Origin of the sequence: Streptomyces cinereoruber (genome assembly GCF_009299385.1) — a bacterium.
GTDB classification, from domain to species: Bacteria; Actinomycetota; Actinomycetes; order Streptomycetales; family Streptomycetaceae; genus Streptomyces; species Streptomyces bikiniensis.
This window is the reverse complement of record NZ_CP023693.1, coordinates 4,135,066-4,152,239: the sequence shown is the minus strand read 5'-3', so window position 1 is coordinate 4,152,239 and position 17,174 is coordinate 4,135,066. Positions and strand designations below refer to the sequence as shown.

The window sequence follows — 17,174 nt, the reverse complement described above, 5'->3', positions numbered from 1 at the left end:
AGGGCAGGGCGGGCCCGTAAGTACGTCGCCGCTGTCCGTGCGGGTCGTTAGGGTCGCTCACGTGTCGAACCCCGCCCCCGCCGAAGCCGGACCCGGGCCCGCGCACGGCCCTGAGCCCGCCCCCGCCGAAACCGGCCCCGGAACCGGGCACGGTCCTCGGCCCGGCCACGAAGCCGAAGCCGGTCCCGCGCACGGCCCCGAAGCCGCCCCCGTCCCCCACCGGGACACCGAGGAACCGGCCTTCCCCGCCGCGGCCGACCGGTCCCAGTGGCGCTACCGGCCGCGCCGGGCCTTCTGGCGCAGCCGGCTGGTCCGGGCGATATGCGTGGTCACCGTGCTCGCGATATGCGCCCTGGTCATCCTGGCGATGGTCCGCGAGCAGACGGGCACGCAGGGCTTCCTCGTCGGCCTGGGCCTCGCCGTGCTCCCCGTACCGCTGCTGATGGCGGCGTTCCGCTGGCTCGACCGGGTCGAGCCCGGCCCCTGGAAGAACCTGCTCTTCGCCTTCGCGTGGGGCGCCTTCGCCGCCGCGCTCGTCGCGATCCTGGCGAACTCCTTCGCGATCCGCTGGATCGCCACGGCCACCGCCGACCCGGACTCCGCCGGCCACCTCGGCGCCACCGTCATCGCCCCGGTGGTGGAGGAGAGCGCCAAGGCCGCCGCGATCCTGCTGCTCTTCCTCTTCCGGCGCCGGAACTTCGGCGGGCTCGTCGACGGGGTGGTGATCGCCGGTTTCACCGCGACCGGCTTCGCCTTCACCGAGAACATCCTCTACCTCGGCAACGCCTTCGGCGAGGACCAGGAGATCGGCGCCGCCGGCATCGGCATGGTGACCGCCGGGACCTTCTTCGTACGGGTCGTGATGTCGCCGTTCGCGCACCCGCTGTTCACCGTGCTCACCGGCCTCGGCTTCGGTTTCGCCGCGCTCGCCCCGCGCGGGAAGCGGCTGCGGAAGGTGCTACTGCCGCTCGCCGGACTGCTGCTCTCCATGGGCATGCACGCCGCCTGGAACGGCTCGGCCACCTTCGGCGGCCCCTGGATCTTCTTCGCGGTGTACGGGGCGCTCATGGTGCCGGCCTTCGGCCTGCTGACCTGGCTCGCGGTGTGGAGCCGGCAGCGGGAGCTGCGTACGGTCTCCGGGGAGCTCCCGGCGTACGCGGCGGCCGGCTGGCTCTCCCCCGCCGAGCCGCTCGCGCTCTCCTCGATGCGGGCCCGGCAGCTCGCCCGCTCCTACGCCGCCCGGACGTACGGCAAGCAGGGGGCGCGGGCCGTCAACGAGTACGAGTCCTTCGCGACGACCCTCGCGTTCCTGCGGGACCGGGCCCGGCGCGGTACCGCCGGGCCCGACTTCGCGGCCCGCGAGCAGGAGCTGCTGCACCACCTGTGGCAGCGCAGGACGGTCGCCTCGCCCGCGCTGACGTACGCGGCGCGGGCGACGGGCCGGGCGTGGACGCCGCCGCAGTACCTGGACTACAGCGGTTACAACCCGTACCGCAGTTAGCGGCCCGCGATCAGCCCTGGACCTCGGAGGCCTCGGACGCCTCGGTCAGGAGGGTCAGTTCCTCCTCCGTGAGTTCCAGGCCGGCGGAGGCGACCAGGGCCGGGAGCTGTTCGACCGTACGGGCCGAGGCGATCGGCGCGACGACCGTCGGCCGGGAGGCGAGCCAGGCGAGGGCGACGGTGGCGGGCTCGGCGCCGTGCGCCCCGGCGACCGCGTCGAGCGCGGAGAGCACGGCCCGGCCCCGCTCGGTGTCGAGGTGCTTGCCGGCCCCGGCGGCGCGGGCGCTGTCGACGGCGGTGCCGGGACGGTACTTGCCGGTGAGGAAGCCGGAGGCGAGGCCGTAGTACGGGACGGCGGCGAGGCCCGCCCGCTCGGCGGTCTCCAGGAGCGGGCCCTCGTAGGTCTCGCGGGAGACCAGGTTGTAGTGCGGCTGGAGGGCGACGTAGCGGGCGAGGCCCTCGGCCTCGGCGAAGTCGAGGGAGGCGCGGAGCCGCTCCGGGGAGATGTTGGAGGCGGCGACGGCCCGTGCCTTGCCGTCCCGCACCAGCTGGTCGAGGGCGGTGACGATCTCCTCGACGGGGACGGACTCGTCGTCGAAGTGGGTGTAGTACAGGTCGATGTAGTCGGTGCCGAGGCGGCGCAGGGACTCCTCGGCGGCGGCCTTGATCGTGGGGGCGGAGAGGCCCTTGAACCGGGGGTGGGCGCCGGCCTTGGTGGCGACGACGACGTCGTCGCGGTTGCCGCGGGAGGCGAGCCAGCGGCCGATGACGGTCTCGGACTCGCCGCCCTCGTTGCCCTCGGCCCAGGCCGAGTAGACGTCGGCGGAGTCGACGAAGTTGCCGCCGGCGGCGGCGTAGGCGTCGAGGACGGCGAAGGACTGCGCCTCGTCGGCGGTCCAGCCGAAGACGTTGCCGCCGAGGGCGAGCGGGAAGACGTGCAGGTCGGACGTGCCCAGCGTACGGAGAGAGGTCATGGGGTGGTCAACGGCCTCCGCCGCCGGGCCTATTCCGCGTGTTTCCGGGAATCCGGGGAGGAAGTTTCCGGGAATCCGGGAAGGGGTCAGACCGTCAGGCCCTTGGAGCGCAGCCAGGCCGCCGGGTCGACGCCGTCGCCGCCGCCGGGGTGGATCTCCAGGTGGAGATGGGCGCCGGAGACGTTGCCGGTGGCGCCGACGCGGCCGATCGTCTCGCCGGTGCCCACGGTCTGGCCGGCGCTGACCGTCATGGAGGAGAGGTGGCAGTACCAGATCTCGGTGCCGTCCTCCAGCTCCAGGACGATCCGGTAGCCGTAGGAGCCGGACCAGCCCGCCGACTTGACCGTGGCGCCGTGGACCGCCTTGAGCGGGGTGCCGGTGGGGGCGGCGAAGTCGAGGCCCGTGTGGTAGCCGGAGGACCACATGGAGCCGGACTGCATGTAGGTGGCGGTGAGGGAGTACGAGGAGAGGGGCATCGAGTAGCTGGCGGCGAGCTTGGCGAGGCGCTCGGCCTCGGCCTTCGCCCTGGCTTCCGCCTCCGCCTTGGCCTTGGCCTCCGCCTCGGCCTTCGCCTTCGCCTCGGCTTCCGCCTTCTCCGCGGCATCGGCCTTGGCCTGCGCCTCGGCGGCGGCCTTCTCGGCGGCCGCCTTCTCCGCCGCGGCCTTCTCGGCGGCGTCGGCGGAGGCCTGCTGCTGCTCGGCCTGCTGGAGGATGCGGGCGCGCAGGGCCTCGCCGGCGTCGGCGGCGCCCGGGGCTTCCGCCGTCGTCAGGCTCGTCCGCGTGACCTGGCCGGACCGCGAGGCCCGCTCGTCGGCCTCGGTGGTGTACGTGGCGGAGGTCAGCGGGTTCGGGTTGGCGCGGTCCGCGGAGACCGTCTCCCGCTCTTCCTGCGCGGGCAGGAGCGCGCCGACGCCGGGGAGGTCGTGGGCGTCGGGCAGGTTGAGGTCGGGGAGCGATATGGCGACCGGGGGCTTGTCCTGCGCGGTGGCGAGGCCGCCCGCGCCGACGGCGGCGATGACGCCGACGCCGAGGACGGTGGAGGAGCGGGCGAAGTTGGAGCGCTGCTTGACGACCCGGTGCCGACCGCCGGAGCGGGCCCGGTCGCGGAGGGAGTCCTCGGTGGGGTTCCACTCGGTGTCCGGGGCGGAGGGGGCCGCACCGCCGCCGAAAGCGTCGAAGGGGGCTTCGGGGGCAGGGGTGTTGGACGCCACGGAGGCGCGCTCCTTTCCTTCCTTCTCGCCTACCGGGTTAGCTGACGGGTTCGGAGCAGGAAGGTCTCCTACGGGCCCGGTCGCACGGGTGCGAAGGGCTCGATTCACCCCAAATGGTGGTTCCCCGGTTCCCTTTCGGGATTCGGCGCGTGCGCACGGTGCCGTCTCTTGCGACGGCTGGGACGACCGCGCTGCGTTATCGAACGTTAATAGACAGGGGGTCCCGATTCCAAGCCGCTCCTCTTGATCGTTCATTGAATTGGGAGGGATTGGTCCGACTTGACCCCCCTTCAGCAAGGCCGGATCCGGGAGCGACGAAACCTTCGATTTCTGACGGTTCATCAATTGTTATCGCAGGGAGACCTTTCGACTACCCCCGGTGACGGGGTCCTCCGGGTGATCGGGCGATCGGGGGGCGGCCGGCCGGCCGGGCGGGCGGTCAGCGCCGGGATCCGGACCCGCCGGGCGGCACCACCGGCATCGTGCGGCGCCGCTCCGGCTGCCCCGCCGTCGGGCGGTTCAGCGCGAGCAGCGCCATGTCGTCCGTCGCCCCGCCGCCCGTGTGGAGCCGTACGTCGTCCACGAGCGCGTCGAGCATCTCCTCCGGGCCCGGGAAGACCCGTCCGGCCAGCCGCTCCGCCGGGTCGTAGAAGACGCCCCGCGCGTTCCGCGCCTCCGAGAGGCCGTCGGTGTAGAAGAGCAGCGTCGTGCCCGGCGGGTACGGCCGGGCCTCGGCCCGGTCCGGCCACGACGCGAGGTCCCCCATGCCGAGGGGCAGCGCCGGCCGGCTCGGGTCGACCGACTCGACCCGCCCGTCCCCGTGCAGCATCAGCGGGGACGGGTGCCCCCGGTTGACGACCCGTACGAACCCGTCGAAGGTGCCGCTGCCGTCGGAGCGCGGGATCTCGGCCAGGACGGCGGTGGTGAACCCCTCGACGGCGTCGAGGCTGTCCCGCCGGGTGCCCTCCCGGTCCAGCGCCCGTTCGAGCCGCTGCGCCACGCCCTCCAGGGTCCGTTCCTGCTCGGCCGCCTCCCGGAAGGCCCCGATGACGACGGCGACGGCCTCGACCGCGTCGAGGCCCTTGCCCCGCACGTCCCCGACCACGAGCCGCACCCCGTGCGGGGTGTCCTGCACGGCGAAGAGGTCGCCGCCGATGAACGCGTCCGCCTGCGCCGCCTCGTAGCGGGCCGCGCACCGCAGCCCGCCGATCCGCTCGGCGGGCGTCGGCAGCACCGCCTTCTGCGCGGTCTCCGCGATGACCCGCGCCGAGGCGAGCCGCTCGCCGCTGCGGCGCACCACCCTGTTGATGAGGAGGGCGAGTACGGAGACCGTGAACACGGTCAGGGTCTCGGCGACGGCCGGGGCGCGGGTGACGTCGTCGCTGAAGAGGTAGAGGCCGACCGAGGCGAGGACGGCGGCGATCCCGGTGAGGAGGGTGACGAGCAGGGAGAAGAAGGGCGCGGCGACCAGCGGGGCGGCGGCGAGCATCGGGGAGGCGGTGTACGGGGCGGGGGTCGCCACGTCGAAGAGGACGCCGCCCGCGATGATCAGCGGCGGCAGCGCGCGGAGGAACCGCCGGGCGCCCCGGTACGCGGGACGGCCCCCACCGCCCCGTCTCCCGCCGCCCGCCGCTCCTAGGGGGTGCCCCACCGTTCTCTCCTGCCCGGTCCGCCCGGCCGCGGCCCCGTACCGCGCCCTTCCAGGGTGGCCGCCGCCCCGGCGGACGGCGACTCCGCACGGCCGACCGGCGTACGGGACCGTCCGGGAAGCCGGTGGGGGCCGCCCGGCGGCTACATGTTCCGCTCGGCGTAGACCGCCAGCGCGTCCCGGACGAGGACCGCGGTGCCCTCGCCGTGCTTGTCGTAGTTCTTGGTGAACCGGGGGTCGTCGACGTACATCCGGCCGAGGCCGACCACGTACTCCTTGGTCGGCGTCGTGGTGGTCGACAGCCACGCGACGTGGCGCCGCGCGATGGCCTGCACCTCGTCGCTGTCGGCGGCCAGGCCGTCCCGCGCCGCCCGTCCGAAGTCGCGGGCGATGCCGGCCTGCTCCTCGATGAACGCCCGCTTCTGCTCCTCGTCCAGCGAGCGCCACCACCGGTCGCCCTGCTCGTAGGCCTCGCGGCCCCAGCGGTGGGTGACCTCCTCCTCGTACCGCGTGTGGTCGAAACCGTCGAACACTTCGTCCGCCATGAGCTCTTCTCCGTTCTCCGTCTTGTGGAGGGTGGTCCGCACCGACGCGATCTGGCGTCCGATGCGCTCGCGCTCCTGCTCCAGGAGGGCGAGGTGGGTGCGCAGGGCGGCGGAGGTGTCCCGCTGGCCCGCGAGGACCTCGGCGATGGCGGGCAGCGAGAGCCCCAGCTCGCGCAGCAGCAGGATCCGCTGCAGCCGCACGAGCGCCGCCTGGTCGTAGTACCGGTAACCGTTCGCGCCGATCCGGCTCGGCTCCAGCAGTCCGCGCTCTCCGTAGTGCCGGAGGGTGCGGCTGGTGGTGCCGGCCTTCTTGGCGATCTCCTGGATCGACCACTCCATGTCGAGAACGCTAGATCTTGACGTTGCGTCAAGGTCAACCGGAAACGCCGGGGGAACGACGAAGGCCCGGATCCAAGAGGATCCGGGCCTTCGTTCGCTACTGAGTAGCGGGGACAGGATTTGAACCTGCGACCTCTGGGTTATGAGCCCAGCGAGCTACCGAGCTGCTCCACCCCGCGTCGGTGAACACGACTCTACGGCATGACCGGGGCGATCCTGAAATCGGTTTTCCTCGGCCCCTCCCGGCGGCCCTCCTACCGGCCCTTCCGCCGCCCTCCCGACGGTCTGCCTCAGCAGCCGCAGTCGCCGGTGTCGACCGGGGCCGTCAGCGGGTCGGCGGCCTTTTCCGCGGGGCCTTCCCAGGTCTCGTACGCGAACCCCTCCCGCACCCAGTACTCGAAGCCGCCCAGCATCTCCTTGACCCGGAAGCCCCGCTCCGCGAGGGCGAGCGCGGCGCGGGTGGCTCCGTTGCAGCCGGGGCCCCAGCAGTACGTGACGACCGGCACGGACCGGTCGAGCAGCTCCTCGGCCCGCTCGGGGATCAGCGCGGTCGGCAGGTGGACGGCGCCGGGGACGTGCCCCTGGTCCCAGGAGGCGGTGGACCGCGTGTCGACCAGGACGAAGCCGGGGTCGGTGCCCTCGGCCGCCGCGGCGGCGAGGACGGAGGCCACGTCGGAGACGTCGGCGTGGAAGGCGAGGCTCGCGGAGAAGTACGCGGCAGCGGCGGCGGGCGAGGCCGGCGGGGTGCGGAGTACGGGGTTGACCTGCGGTGTCGTCGTCATGATGAGCAAACTAGGGCCGACAGGCACCCCGCTGAAGGGGGAAACCACGGAGGTCGGCTGCTCCGGCCGGGGAATCCCGGGCGTTCGTGCCGGGACGGCGGGAATCTCATGCACCGAAACCCCGGCCCCGCTCCCCCTGTCACATGGACGGGCTCCGATCCGTCATGGAGGCATGACGGAGGCGAGCGTGGACGTGGGCATGATGGGCACGGTGGACCTGGTGGACATGAACGTGAACCCGCACGGCGACGAGGAACTCCTGGCCCGGCGCTTCGACGCCGACCGGGGGCACCTGCGGGCGGTGGCGTACCGGATGCTGGGCTCGCTGAGCGAGGCCGAGGACGCCGTCCAGGAGACCTGGCTCAAGCTCAGCCGCGCCGACGTCGGCGAGGTGCGGAACCTCAGCGGCTGGCTGACGACGGTCGTCGGCCGCGTCTGCCTGGACATGCTGCGCTCGCGCGGCTCGCGCCGCGAGTCCCCGCTGGAGTACTACGTCCCCGATCCGGTGGTCCGGGTCGGTGGGGCCGCCGACGCCGCGGCCGCCACCGACCCCGAGCGCGCGGCCGAGCTCACCGAGTCCGTCGGCCTCGCGCTCCTCGTCGTCCTGGAGACCCTGTCGCCGGCCGAACGGCTCGCGTTCGTCCTGCACGACATGTTCGCCGTCTCCTTCGACGAGATCGCGGAGGTCGTGGACCGCAGCCCGGCCGCGACCCGCCAGCTCGCCAGCCGCGCCCGCCGCCGGGTGCGGGACGCCTCCCCGGGCCCCGCCCCGGACGCGCGGCGCCGGCGGGAGATCGCGGACGCCTTCCTGACCGCCGCGAACGGCGGCGACTTCGACGGCCTCCTCGCGGTCCTCGACCCGGACGTGGTGCTGCGCGCGGACGGCGGGCGGCTCATGGCCGGCGCCTCCAAGCTGGTGCGGGGCGCCGAGACCGTCGTCGCGCAGGCCCTCGCGTACTCCCGGTTCCGCAAGGCGGCGCTGCGGGTCGTGGCCAACGGCGAGCCCGCGGTCCTGTCGGTCGTCGACGGGCGCCCGGCCGCCCTCATGGTGTTCACGGTCGCCGGTGACCGGATCGTCGAGCTCCACATCCTGGCGGACCCGGAACGGCTCGCAACGCTCGGCCTCACGGAGGAGGAACTGGCGCGGGCGGCGTACTGAACGCTTCCGGTGGGACTCCCGGTCGCTATCTCCGCCGGCGGGCCAGGGAGGCTCCGGCCGTCAGGGAGACGGCGGCGCTGGCGACGCCGAGGACGGCGCCCGCGGCGACGTCGCCCGGATAGTGCACGCCGGTGTGGACTCGGGAGTACCCCACCGTCGACGCCAGGATCCCGAGGGGGGCGGCGGCGGCGGGCAGCACCACCCCCACGGCGGTGGCGAAGGCGACCGCCGACGCGGTGTGCCCCGAGGGGAACGAGGCCGAGTCGGGCATGGGGACGTGCCGGCCCGCCACCACCCGGGCCGCCTCCCGGTCCGGCCGGGGTCTGCGCACGAGCCGCTTGCCCAGCAGGTTCGCCGCGGCCGAGGCCACCCCGATCGCCCCGACCCCGGCGAGCGCGGCCCGGCGCGGGCGGCCCGGGAAGAGGGCGAGCACGGCCGCGACGGAGAAGGAGATCTTGGAGTGGTCGGCCGTCCTGGAGAGCCGGCGCAGGGCCGTGTCCAGGGTGGGCGTGGGGGTGGCGGCCACGGCGGCGTACACGGCACCGTCGACGGCCCGGAGATCGTGCAGCACGGCTCGGACGGTCTCGGTGGGCGTGTCGTGGGTCATGCGCCGCTCCTCGGGGGTCGGTGGTGGGTGGGGAAGGCGAGTTCGGTGATGCGCCGCCAGTCCAGGGGCGGCCGCGGGGGCGTGGTGCCCGGCCGGTCCCGGGGCACGAGCACCCGCAGGGCGTGCGGGCGGAGGACGCAGACGACCGGGGCGGGCAGGACCAGCGCCTCGCCGTCGACGGCGACGGAGAGGGCGCCGTCACCGTTGTCGCAGGTGACCTCGACCCTGCGGGCCGTCAGGACGTTCAGGGCGGCCGCCTGGGTGCCCCGTACCGCCAGCTCGGCGGCCTGCATCGCCCCCTCCACCCGGACGCCGATCACGCCGAGCTCACCCCCGTCGAGGCGGGGTCTTCGGGCGGGGTCGGCACTGAGCGGATCGGGGGTGGCGTACGGATTGTTGCTGACCAGGAGCGCCTGCTGCGCGTCGAGCACGGTGCCGTCGACGACCGCGTCGACGCGGTCGCCCTCGCCGCCCTGGAGCAGGTCGGGCAGGGCGTCGAGGGCGGTGCCGGCCTTGGCGTCGCGGTACTCGGGGTGGTGGATCACGTCCGCGTACACCCCGAAGGAGACGGTGTTGACGAAGGCGCGGCCGGAGACCGAGCCGAGGTCGACCCGGAGCTCCTCGCCGTCGGTCAGGGCGTTCAGGCAGGTCGACGGGTCGGTGCGGTCGAGGCCGAGGTCCATGGCGAAGTGGTTGCGGGTGCCGGCCGAGATGACGAGGAACGGCAGGTCGTGCTCGGCGGCCACGGCGGCGACCAGCGCCTGCGTGCCGTCGCCGCCGGCCACGCCGAGCAGGTCGGCGCCCTCGGCCACCGCCCGCCGGGCGAGTTCGGTGACGTCGGTGTCGGCGGACGGGTCGAGGAGGATCACCCGGGCGCCCAGCTCCTCGGCCCGCTCGACGAGCCCGAACTGCTCGACCTTTCCGCCGCCGGACTTCGGGTTCATGATCAGGACGGCCTTCTCGGGCCGGGCCGCGGGCACGCCCCGCATCACCCCGCCCCCGTCCTCCTCCGGCCGGCGCAGGGCGGACCGGGAGCAGAAGAGGGCCACGCCCCAGAGCGCGAGCGCCACGAGGGCGTTCAGCCAGACGCCCCCGACGACGTACAGGGTGAGGACCGCGGCGGGCGCGGCCACCGCGAGCAGCGCGCCGAGCAGGCGCAGCGGCCCCCGGTGGGCGAGGAACCACCAGATGCCCACGGCCGACAGGGCGAGCCCCGCGAGCCCGCTCACCAGGATCAGCACCCCGCCGCCGCCCAGCGCCGTCAGCAGCACCACGACCGCGGCCACCGCCGCGAGCAGCGCGCAGCGCGCCAGCCGCCGGGCCGTCTTCGCCGGACCACCGGTTCCGCTCGCCGTCACCGTCCCCACCTCCACGTTCCGCCTCCACCTTTCCCCACCCCTCCGCGCCCCGCGCCCCGGACGAAGCCGTTCGGCGGAAGGGGTCCGCGCGGGAAAGACCTTCCGGCAGCGATGAGTTCCCGACCGCCGGGCCGTCCTCCCTCCCGTACCCCGCGGATTTCCTACCCCGAGGCGGGGAAGGCACCCGGGAAAACCGGCGGATCAGGGAGAACACGGGGGGTACCCGGAGGGCCCGGGCACCCCGGCCCCCGGGAAAACCCGGATTCCCGGCGAACCGGGAACCGGGACCGACACCAGGACCGGGAATCGGCACCGGCGACCGGGAATCGGCACCGGCGCCGGCACCGGACCGCAGGAAACAAGAACCACCAGAGCAACCGAGCCCCAAGAGCCAAGAGCCAGGAAGAGGACCGACCCCATGCGCATCGTCATCAGCGAGTTCATCAGCCTCGACGGCGTCGTCCAGGCCCCGGGCGGCCCCGAGGAGGACACCGACGGCGGTTTCGCCCACGGCGGCTGGTCGCACCCCTTCTTCGACCCGGAGGTGGTGGGCGGCGCGTTCGCCGAGGCGACGGAGCGGGCGGACGGCCTGCTCCTCGGCCGCCGCACCTGGCGGGCGATGGCGAACGCCTGGCCGGAGCGGGCCGGCGACCCCTTCGCCGACCGGATGAACGCGCTCCCGAAGTACGTCGTCTCCCACACCCTCGGCGAGGCCGACCTCGGCTGGCACAACACCCGGCTCGTCCACGGCGACAAGGCCGTGGACGGCCTCCGCGAACTCCACGAGGCCCCCGGCGGCGACCTCCTCGTCCTGGGCAGCCCCACCCTCGTCCGCACGCTCCTGGCCGAGGACCTGGTCGACGAACTGCGCCTGGTCGTCATGCCGGTGCTCCTCGGCGGCGGAAAGTCGATCTTCCCGGCGGACGGCGTCCTGCGCACCCTCGAACCGGTCTCCACCACGACCAGCCCCCACGGCGTGAACGTCTGCGTCTACCGCCGCCCGGAAACCGGCCGCCCGGAAACCCACTGACCGGAAACCCGCTGACCGAAGACCCGCCGCCCCGATCCCCCCCCCGGCCGGGAACGCCGAAGCGCCCCGCCGGCCGGAACCGGTCGGGGCAAGGCTCGTCCCGGGGATCGCCCGTGCCGTGGCGGAGGCGGCAGATCCGTGCGTTGCACCACCTCCTGGTCGGTTGCGGTGCCGACGGGATTCGAACCCGCGAGACAGATGGGAGCAGGTCCGCCCCGTCCCCGTCACTCGCCGTGGGAGGGACCTCGCCCACGGCGATCGCAATGGACCGCTCTGCCACAACACCGCAACCTGCGGAAACGCGCGCACTCCCGCTCCGGCCAAGCGTAGGGACACCGTTCTCTGCGGACGAATCTTTTTCGGGTCGCCGGCAACCGTGGCCGCACACTCACCGGGACACACCCGGCGGCGAAGCTCACGAAGGCACGACCGACGCCTACGGGGCGACAGTGCCGATGGCGCCCCGGCTGCCCCGGCGCGTACACCGAACGGTGCAGCCGGCCCGGCTGACGACACCGTCCGGTGTACGACCGGATGTCCGCATCGGGACGACGCGGCCGCCCCCACTCCCTCCCTAGGTTCTGGAACACCGGAACGACACCGAGGAGGACGGCATGACGGCGACGAACACGGCTCCGGCAGCAGGGGTACGGGCTCCGCTCACCCTGATCGGCACGGGGGCCCTGGCGATGGTGGCGGTGGAGACGCTCAACCCCCGGTACGACCTGGTGAGCGAGACCCTCAGCCGGTACGTACACGGCACGGCCGGCTGGCTGCTCCCGGCGGCGCTGCTGGCTGTCGGCGCCGCCTCCGCCGTCCTCGCGGTACGGCTGGGTGCCGGGACCCGACGGGCGGGGCGGGCCGCGCTCGTGGTGTGGACGGCCGGCATCCTGGTCGCGGGCCTCTTCCCGGCGGACCCGCCCGGCCACTGGAGACGTCCGTCCCTCTCCGAACTCGTCCACGGCAACGCCGCCTTCCTGGCCTTCGCCGCCCTTCCGACCGCCGCCGTACTGCTCCGCAGGACGCTCGTGGCGCGGCGGCCCGGCCTGCGCACGGCGCTGAACGCCCTCACCACGGCTTCGGTCACGGCCACGGCGGCGCTCGCCGTCTTCCTGGTCGACGTGATGGACGGCGGCCCGTCGTTGGGACTGGGCGGCGCCCCCACGCTCGTCGGACTCGTCGAACGCCTGGTACTCGCCGCCGACTTGGGGTGGGTCGCGCTCGCCCTGGTCGCGGCGGGCCCCCGCAACGGACAGGGGCGGAACCGTCGTGCATGATCGGCGCATGGACCGACCTGCCGTCCCCGCCCCTGCCGGTCCCCGAGCGGTACGGCTCATCGACGGGCTCCTCGCGGTCGGCACCGCCGTCGCCGTCCTGGCCAACACCGCCCGGCTCGGCGGCCGGCTGGAAGCCGCGGGAGCCCTGTCGCTCTCCCTGTGGCTGGGCCTGCTTCTTCTGGGGCGTTGCCGGTGGCCGCTCGCCGTGCTGCTGCTGAGCGTGCAGGCCGTCATCGTGTTCCGCACCTCCGGACTCACCGATGCCGGCTGGGTGTGGCCGGTCTCCGTCGCGTACGCCACCTTGGCCGCCGACGACCGGCCCGGCCGCCCCGGTCTGCCGTGGGCAGCCGGTGTCGGCCTGGCGGAACTGGCCTTCGCCGCGACCTGGGAGACGGCGGTCGGCGGTGCCACCCCGCGCGAGGCCCTCGTCTCCCTGGGCGCCGAGGCCCTGTGGCTGGCGGTGCTCCTCGCCGCCGCGACCGCCTACCGCAACCGCCTCCGCTGGCGCGCCGAACTCGACGAGCGCCTGCTACGGGTCGCCCGGGAGCGGGACCTGGAGGCAGGCCGGCGGATCGCGGAGGCCCGCCTGGACATCGCCCGCGAACTGCACGACGTCGTCGGGCACACCCTCACCGTCGTCGGGATCCAGCTCCGGGTCGCGGCCGAGGCCCTGCACGACTCGCCGGAGGAGGCGCGGGCCGCGCTCACCACCGCCCAGCAGGTCCGCGGCGAGGCCGTACGGGACCTCCGCGCGCTCGTCCACGTGCTGCGCGCGCCGGGGGAGGTCCCGGAAGACCCCGCGGCCGGGGTCCCGGAGGTCGCGGTGCTCGTCGACCGGATGCGGTCGGCGGAGCTGGACATCCGGCTGGAGACGGCCGGCGACCTCGCCTCCGTCCCCGCACCGGTCTCCCTCGCCGTCCACCGGATCGTCCAGGAGGCCCTCACCAACACGGTCCGTCACGCAGCGGCGTCACGAGCCGACGTCACCGTCCGGTGCGGCGGCGGACGGGTGGAGGTGAGCGTCACCGACGACGGCCGGGCCTCGGCGCGGACGCCGGGGGCCACCGGGCACGGGATGCGCGGGATGGACGAACGGGTCCGGGCGCTCGGGGGCGACTTCTCCGCCGGACCGCACGGCAAGGGCGACGGATGGGTCGTGCGGGCCGCCATCCCTGTGCCAGGCTTCCGCCCATGACGATCAAGGTGCTCCTCGCCGACGACCAGGCCCTGGTACGGGCGGGATTCGGCAGCCTCCTCGCCCGTGCCGAGGACGTCGAGGTCGTCGGCGAGGCGGGCACGGGCGACGAGGCGGTCCGTACGGCCCGCGCCGTCCGCCCCGACGTCGTTCTCATGGACATCCGCATGCCCGGCACGGACGGTCTCACCGCCACCCGGACGATCGTCGAGGACCCCGAACTGACGGCCTGCCGGGTCATCGTCCTCACCACCTTCGAGACCGACGAGTACGTCTTCGCGGCCCTGCGCGCGGGCGCGAGCGGCTTCCTCACCAAGGAGATCGAACCGGACGACCTGCGCCAGGCCGTCCGAGCGGTGGCGGCCGGCGACGCGCTGCTCTCGCCGAGCGCGACCCGGCGGGTGATCGAGCAGTTCGCACACCGTCCGGCAGCCCCCACCGACACCGCCGGACAACTCGCCGTGCTCACCGCGCGGGAACTCGAAGTGACCCGTCTGATCGCGACCGGCCTGTCCAACGACCAGATCGCCTCACAGCTCTTCATCAGCCCGCTCACCGCCAAGACCCACGTCACCCGCGCGATCGCCAAGCTCGGCGTCCGCGACCGCGCCCAACTGGTGATCCTCGCCTACGAGACGGGTCTGGTCCGCGCCGGCGGCTAGCGGCACCCCGAGCAGGAACCAGGCCGAGACGCTTCCCGAAGCGGTGAACGTCTGCCATCCGCCCACGCACGCGTCCGGGTACGACGAAGCGCCCCGGCCGGCCGAAGCCGGTCGAGGCGCCAAGTAGCAGGTCGGAGGAGGTTTCCTCGCCCCGCTGTCGGTAGGCCGTGTGGGACTCGAACCCACAACCAACGGATTAAAAGTCCGCTGCTCTGACCAATTGAGCTAACGGCCCGTGGACGAACACACCCGTGCAGCATAGCCCGAGAGACAGCCGGAGCCGATCGGGTATCCGACACCGGGCGCGCTGCGGGCCGACCGGAGGGGTCGGCGGGCGCGGAGGCGCGCGTACGGGAGGAGGGGACGTCCGTACGGGGACAGGGCCCGTACAGGCACCGGAGTGCTCGTACGGGCCCTGTTCGGGGTCCTACGCGGAATCAGCCGTGTCAGCCGTTGCGCTTCCAGCGCGGCTTGTCGTCGCGGCGGAAGGAGCCGCCGGCCGGGCCGGAGCCGCGGTGGTCGTCACGGCGGCCGTACGGGCGGTCGCCGCCCGAGCGGAAGCCGCCGGCCGGACGGTCGTCGCGACGGTCGCGGTTGAACGGGCGGTCGCTGCCGCGGTGGCCGCCGGAGGGGCGGTCGTCACGACGCTCGAAGGAACGGCCGCCGCGGTCGTCACGGTTGAAACCGCCCGACGGACGGTCGTCGCGACGGAAGCCACCGGACGGACGGTCGTTGTCACGACGCTCGAAGGAACGGCCACCACGGTCGTCACGGTTGAAACCGCCCGACGGACGGTCGTCACGACGGAAACCACCGGACGGGCGGTCGTCGCGGCGGAAGCCGCCACGGTCACCACCGCGGTCGTCGCGGTTGAAGCCGCCCGAGGGACGGTCGTCACGACGGAAACCACCGGACGGACGGTCGTTGTCACGACGCTCGAAGGAACGGCCACCACGGTCGTCACGGTTGAAACCGCCCGACGGACGGTCGTCACGACGGAAACCACCGGACGGGCGGTCGTCGCGGCGGAAGCCGCCACGGTCACCACCGCGGTCGTCGCGGCGGAACCCACCACGGTCACCGCCCCGGTCGCCGCCGCGGTCGCGGCGCTCGAAGTTGCCCCGCTCGTCGCGGAAGGACGGGCGCTCCTCGCGGCGCTGCTGCTCCTCGGCGCGCGCGGCGCGCTCGGCCTCGACGGCCGCCGCCGCGACCTCGGCCTCTGCGGCCTCGGTCACCTCGGCCACGGCCGCCTCCGGGTCCTCGCCGCGCTCGCGGGCGGCGCGGGCCACCAGGCGGTCGGCCTCCTCGCGGAGCTCGACGGCCCGGCGCTGGAGGCGCTCCAGCTGCTTGGTGAGGTCGACGACCTCGCGCTCGGCCTGCTTGGCGGAGTTGTTCGCGGAGTCGGCCTGGACCTCGGTCAGCGAACGGGCGCCGGTGATCTCGGCGACCTCCGGGTCGAAGGCGCCGGCTCCGCCGACGATGTGGCGCGAGGCGTCGACGCCCGCGTCCTCCATCAGGCGGAAGATCTGGCGGCGCTGGTGCGGCAGGGCCAGGGAGACCACGACGCCGGAGCGGCCGGCGCGGGCGGTGCGGCCCGAGCGGTGCAGGTAGTCCTTGTGGTCGCCGGCCGGGTCCACGTTCAGGACCAGGTCGATGCCGTCGACGTGGATGCCGCGGGCGGCGACGTCGGTCGCGACGAGCGCGTTGACGTAACCGTCCTTGAAGTCGGCCAGGGTCCGCGTACGGGCGCCCTGGGTCATGCCGCCGTGCAGCGCGTCGGCCTTCACGCCCGACTCGCGGAGCTGCTCGGCGATGCGGTCGGCGCCCAGCTGGGTGCGGACGAAGATGATCGTGCGGCCCTTGCGGGCGGCGATCGCGGCGGTGACCGGCGCCTTGTCCTTCGGCTTCACGACGAGGACGTGGTGGGTCATGGTCGTGACGGCACCGGCGGACGGGTCGACCTCGTGGGTGACCGGGTTCACCAGGTAGCGCTTGACCAGGCTGTCGATCTCGTTCTCCAGGGTGGCGGAGAAGAGGAGGCGCTGGCCGCCCTCGGGGATCTGGTCGAGCAGCTCGGTGACCTCGGGCAGGAAGCCCAGGTCGGCCATCTGGTCGGCCTCGTCGAGGACCGCGATCTTCACGGCCTCCAGGGAGCAGGCGCCGCGGTTGATGATGTCGCGGAGACGGCCCGGGGTGGCGACGAGGATGTCGACGCCGCGCTCCAGGGCGTAGATCTGGTTGCCCATGGACGTACCGCCGCAGACGACCTTCATCTTGAGGCCGAGCACGTCGCCGTAGGGCTGGAGGGCGTCCGCGACCTGCATCGCGAGCTCACGGGTCGGGGTGAGGATGACGCCGCGGGGCTTCTTCTTGTCGGTGTGGCCGCCCGCCAGGGTGGCGAGGAGCGGCAGACCGAAGGAGAGGGTCTTGCCGGAGCCGGTGCGGCCGCGGCCGAGGATGTCCTTGCCGGCCAGGGCGTCCGGGATGGTCGCCGCCTGGATCGGGAAGGGGGTGGTCACGCCGTTCTGCGCGAGCTTGCGCACGACGCCCTCCGGCAGACCGAGGTCCGCGAAGGTGATCGTGGGCTCGGCGGGCTCCTCGGACTCCTCGGCGGAGTCGTCGGCCTGGAACTCGGTCTCGGCCTCGGCGAGGGTGTCGGCCTCGATCAGGGCCTGGGCCTCGGCGTCGATCGCGACGGTCTCGGTGGCCTCTGCGGCCTCGACGATCTCGTCGTTCTCGGGCATGACGGCGTGGTCAGAACTGAAAATGGACATGCGAAATGCGAAACCTTCCGGAGTCTCGGCACGCGCCCGTCAACTCCGTGTTAACGCAAATCGACCGCCTCAATGCGGTCCAGCCACGGCTAGGGAGAGTACGCGCCACACGG

Annotated in this window: 14 protein-coding genes, 3 tRNA genes and 1 riboswitch; of the genes, 6 read left to right on the top strand and 11 right to left on the bottom strand. The window is 73.7% G+C overall.

Going from position 1 to position 17,174, the window contains the following annotated elements; translation table 11 throughout:
- Positions 1–61: 61 nt before the first annotated feature.
- On the top strand, positions 62–1,501 hold the full coding sequence (locus tag CP977_RS18615) for a PrsW family intramembrane metalloprotease (RefSeq protein WP_229991615.1): 1,440 nt from the start codon (positions 62–64) through the stop codon (positions 1,499–1,501).
- A 10-nt stretch (positions 1,502–1,511) separates the two neighbouring features.
- Here CP977_RS18615 and CP977_RS18610 read toward each other — a convergent pair whose 3' ends face one another.
- The 6 genes from CP977_RS18610 to CP977_RS18585 form a co-directional block, all read right to left on the bottom strand.
- Positions 1,512–2,474, bottom strand: coding sequence for an aldo/keto reductase (locus CP977_RS18610; protein ID WP_152370510.1), 963 nt, complete (start codon positions 2,472–2,474; stop codon positions 1,512–1,514).
- Between the two features lie 86 nt (positions 2,475–2,560).
- Positions 2,561–3,685 carry a M23 family metallopeptidase gene (locus CP977_RS18605; RefSeq protein WP_062753482.1) on the bottom strand — a complete coding sequence of 375 codons (1,125 nt, stop codon included), beginning with the start codon at positions 3,683–3,685 and terminating at the stop codon, positions 2,561–2,563.
- Between the two features lie 11 nt (positions 3,686–3,696).
- Positions 3,697–3,843, bottom strand: a riboswitch (cyclic di-AMP (ydaO/yuaA leader).
- Between the two features lie 281 nt (positions 3,844–4,124).
- Entirely contained in the window at positions 4,125–5,336 is a 1,212-nt protein-coding gene (locus CP977_RS18600) for a PP2C family protein-serine/threonine phosphatase (protein ID WP_079131101.1), read from the bottom strand.
- Between the two features lie 140 nt (positions 5,337–5,476).
- On the bottom strand, positions 5,477–6,217 hold the full coding sequence (locus CP977_RS18595) for a MerR family transcriptional regulator (protein WP_062753484.1): 741 nt from the start codon (positions 6,215–6,217) through the stop codon (positions 5,477–5,479).
- Positions 6,218–6,322: 105 nt separating this feature from the next.
- Positions 6,323–6,396: transfer RNA gene (locus CP977_RS18590), tRNA-Met, on the bottom strand.
- A gap of 111 nt (positions 6,397–6,507) precedes the next feature.
- Positions 6,508–6,999: a rhodanese-like domain-containing protein gene (locus CP977_RS18585; protein ID WP_062753486.1), complete on the bottom strand. Its 492-nt coding sequence runs from the start codon at positions 6,997–6,999 to the stop codon at positions 6,508–6,510.
- Positions 7,000–7,201: 202 nt separating this feature from the next.
- Here CP977_RS18585 and CP977_RS18580 point away from each other — a divergent pair, with 202 nt between their 5' ends.
- On the top strand, positions 7,202–8,158 hold the full coding sequence (locus CP977_RS18580; RefSeq protein ID WP_372460713.1) for a sigma-70 family RNA polymerase sigma factor: 957 nt from the start codon (positions 7,202–7,204) through the stop codon (positions 8,156–8,158).
- 25 nt (positions 8,159–8,183) lie between these two features.
- Here the strand turns inward: CP977_RS18580 and CP977_RS18575 are convergent, their stop codons facing one another.
- Complete coding sequence (locus CP977_RS18575) at positions 8,184–8,765, bottom strand: phosphatase PAP2 family protein (RefSeq protein ID WP_062753488.1); 582 nt, start codon at positions 8,763–8,765, stop codon at positions 8,184–8,186.
- The gene (locus CP977_RS18570) at positions 8,762–10,132 is read right to left on the bottom strand and encodes a diacylglycerol/lipid kinase family protein (protein ID WP_372460712.1); all 1,371 of its coding nucleotides are present in this window, start codon (positions 10,130–10,132) and stop codon (positions 8,762–8,764) included. The genes CP977_RS18575 and CP977_RS18570 overlap by 4 nt, the downstream gene beginning before the upstream one ends.
- A gap of 409 nt (positions 10,133–10,541) precedes the next feature.
- Between CP977_RS18570 and CP977_RS18565 the strand changes: the two genes are divergently transcribed.
- Positions 10,542–11,153 carry a dihydrofolate reductase family protein gene (locus CP977_RS18565; RefSeq protein WP_152370508.1) on the top strand — a complete coding sequence of 204 codons (612 nt, stop codon included), beginning with the start codon at positions 10,542–10,544 and terminating at the stop codon, positions 11,151–11,153.
- Between the two features lie 166 nt (positions 11,154–11,319).
- Here the strand turns inward: CP977_RS18565 and CP977_RS18555 are convergent.
- Positions 11,320–11,439, bottom strand: a tRNA-OTHER gene (locus CP977_RS18555).
- 328 nt (positions 11,440–11,767) lie between these two features.
- On the opposite strand from CP977_RS18555, the gene CP977_RS18550 reads away from it, so the two are divergent.
- From CP977_RS18550 to CP977_RS18540, 3 genes are read left to right on the top strand one after another with little or no spacing between them, the layout of a single operon-like run.
- Positions 11,768–12,430 carry a DUF998 domain-containing protein gene (locus CP977_RS18550; protein WP_062753492.1) on the top strand — a complete coding sequence of 221 codons (663 nt, stop codon included), beginning with the start codon at positions 11,768–11,770 and terminating at the stop codon, positions 12,428–12,430.
- A 7-nt stretch (positions 12,431–12,437) separates the two neighbouring features.
- Positions 12,438–13,625 carry a sensor histidine kinase gene (locus tag CP977_RS18545; RefSeq protein ID WP_152370507.1) on the top strand — a complete coding sequence of 396 codons (1,188 nt, stop codon included), beginning with the start codon at positions 12,438–12,440 and terminating at the stop codon, positions 13,623–13,625.
- Positions 13,622–14,287, top strand: coding sequence for a response regulator transcription factor (locus tag CP977_RS18540; protein WP_062753496.1), 666 nt, complete (start codon positions 13,622–13,624; stop codon positions 14,285–14,287). Before CP977_RS18545 ends, CP977_RS18540 begins: the two co-directional genes overlap by 4 nt.
- Before the next feature lie 161 nt (positions 14,288–14,448).
- Here the strand turns inward: CP977_RS18540 and CP977_RS18535 are convergent.
- Both CP977_RS18535 and CP977_RS18530 read right to left on the bottom strand, forming a co-directional pair.
- Positions 14,449–14,522 (bottom strand) — tRNA-Lys (locus CP977_RS18535).
- A gap of 211 nt (positions 14,523–14,733) precedes the next feature.
- Entirely contained in the window at positions 14,734–17,061 is a 2,328-nt protein-coding gene (locus CP977_RS18530) for a DEAD/DEAH box helicase (protein ID WP_152370506.1), read from the bottom strand.
- Between the last annotated feature and the right edge of the window lie 113 nt (positions 17,062–17,174).

Excerpts from the sequence above, each read along its gene's own strand:
- CP977_RS18545 (WP_152370507.1), top strand. The coding sequence starts at position 12,438 with ATGGACCGACCTGCCGTCCCCGCCCCTGCCGGTCCCCGAGCGGTACGG.
- CP977_RS18575 (WP_062753488.1), bottom strand. The coding sequence starts at position 8,765 with ATGACCCACGACACGCCCACCGAGACCGTCCGAGCCGTGCTGCACGAT.
- CP977_RS18585 (WP_062753486.1), bottom strand. The coding sequence starts at position 6,999 with ATGACGACGACACCGCAGGTCAACCCCGTACTCCGCACCCCGCCGGCC.
- CP977_RS18565 (WP_152370508.1), top strand. The coding sequence starts at position 10,542 with ATGCGCATCGTCATCAGCGAGTTCATCAGCCTCGACGGCGTCGTCCAG.
- CP977_RS18540 (WP_062753496.1), top strand. The coding sequence starts at position 13,622 with ATGACGATCAAGGTGCTCCTCGCCGACGACCAGGCCCTGGTACGGGCG.
- CP977_RS18580 (WP_372460713.1), top strand. The coding sequence starts at position 7,202 with ATGGGCACGGTGGACCTGGTGGACATGAACGTGAACCCGCACGGCGAC.
- CP977_RS18595 (WP_062753484.1), bottom strand. The coding sequence starts at position 6,217 with ATGGAGTGGTCGATCCAGGAGATCGCCAAGAAGGCCGGCACCACCAGC.
- CP977_RS18530 (WP_152370506.1), bottom strand. The coding sequence starts at position 17,061 with ATGTCCATTTTCAGTTCTGACCACGCCGTCATGCCCGAGAACGACGAG.
- CP977_RS18610 (WP_152370510.1), bottom strand. The coding sequence starts at position 2,474 with ATGACCTCTCTCCGTACGCTGGGCACGTCCGACCTGCACGTCTTCCCG.
- CP977_RS18550 (WP_062753492.1), top strand. The coding sequence starts at position 11,768 with ATGACGGCGACGAACACGGCTCCGGCAGCAGGGGTACGGGCTCCGCTC.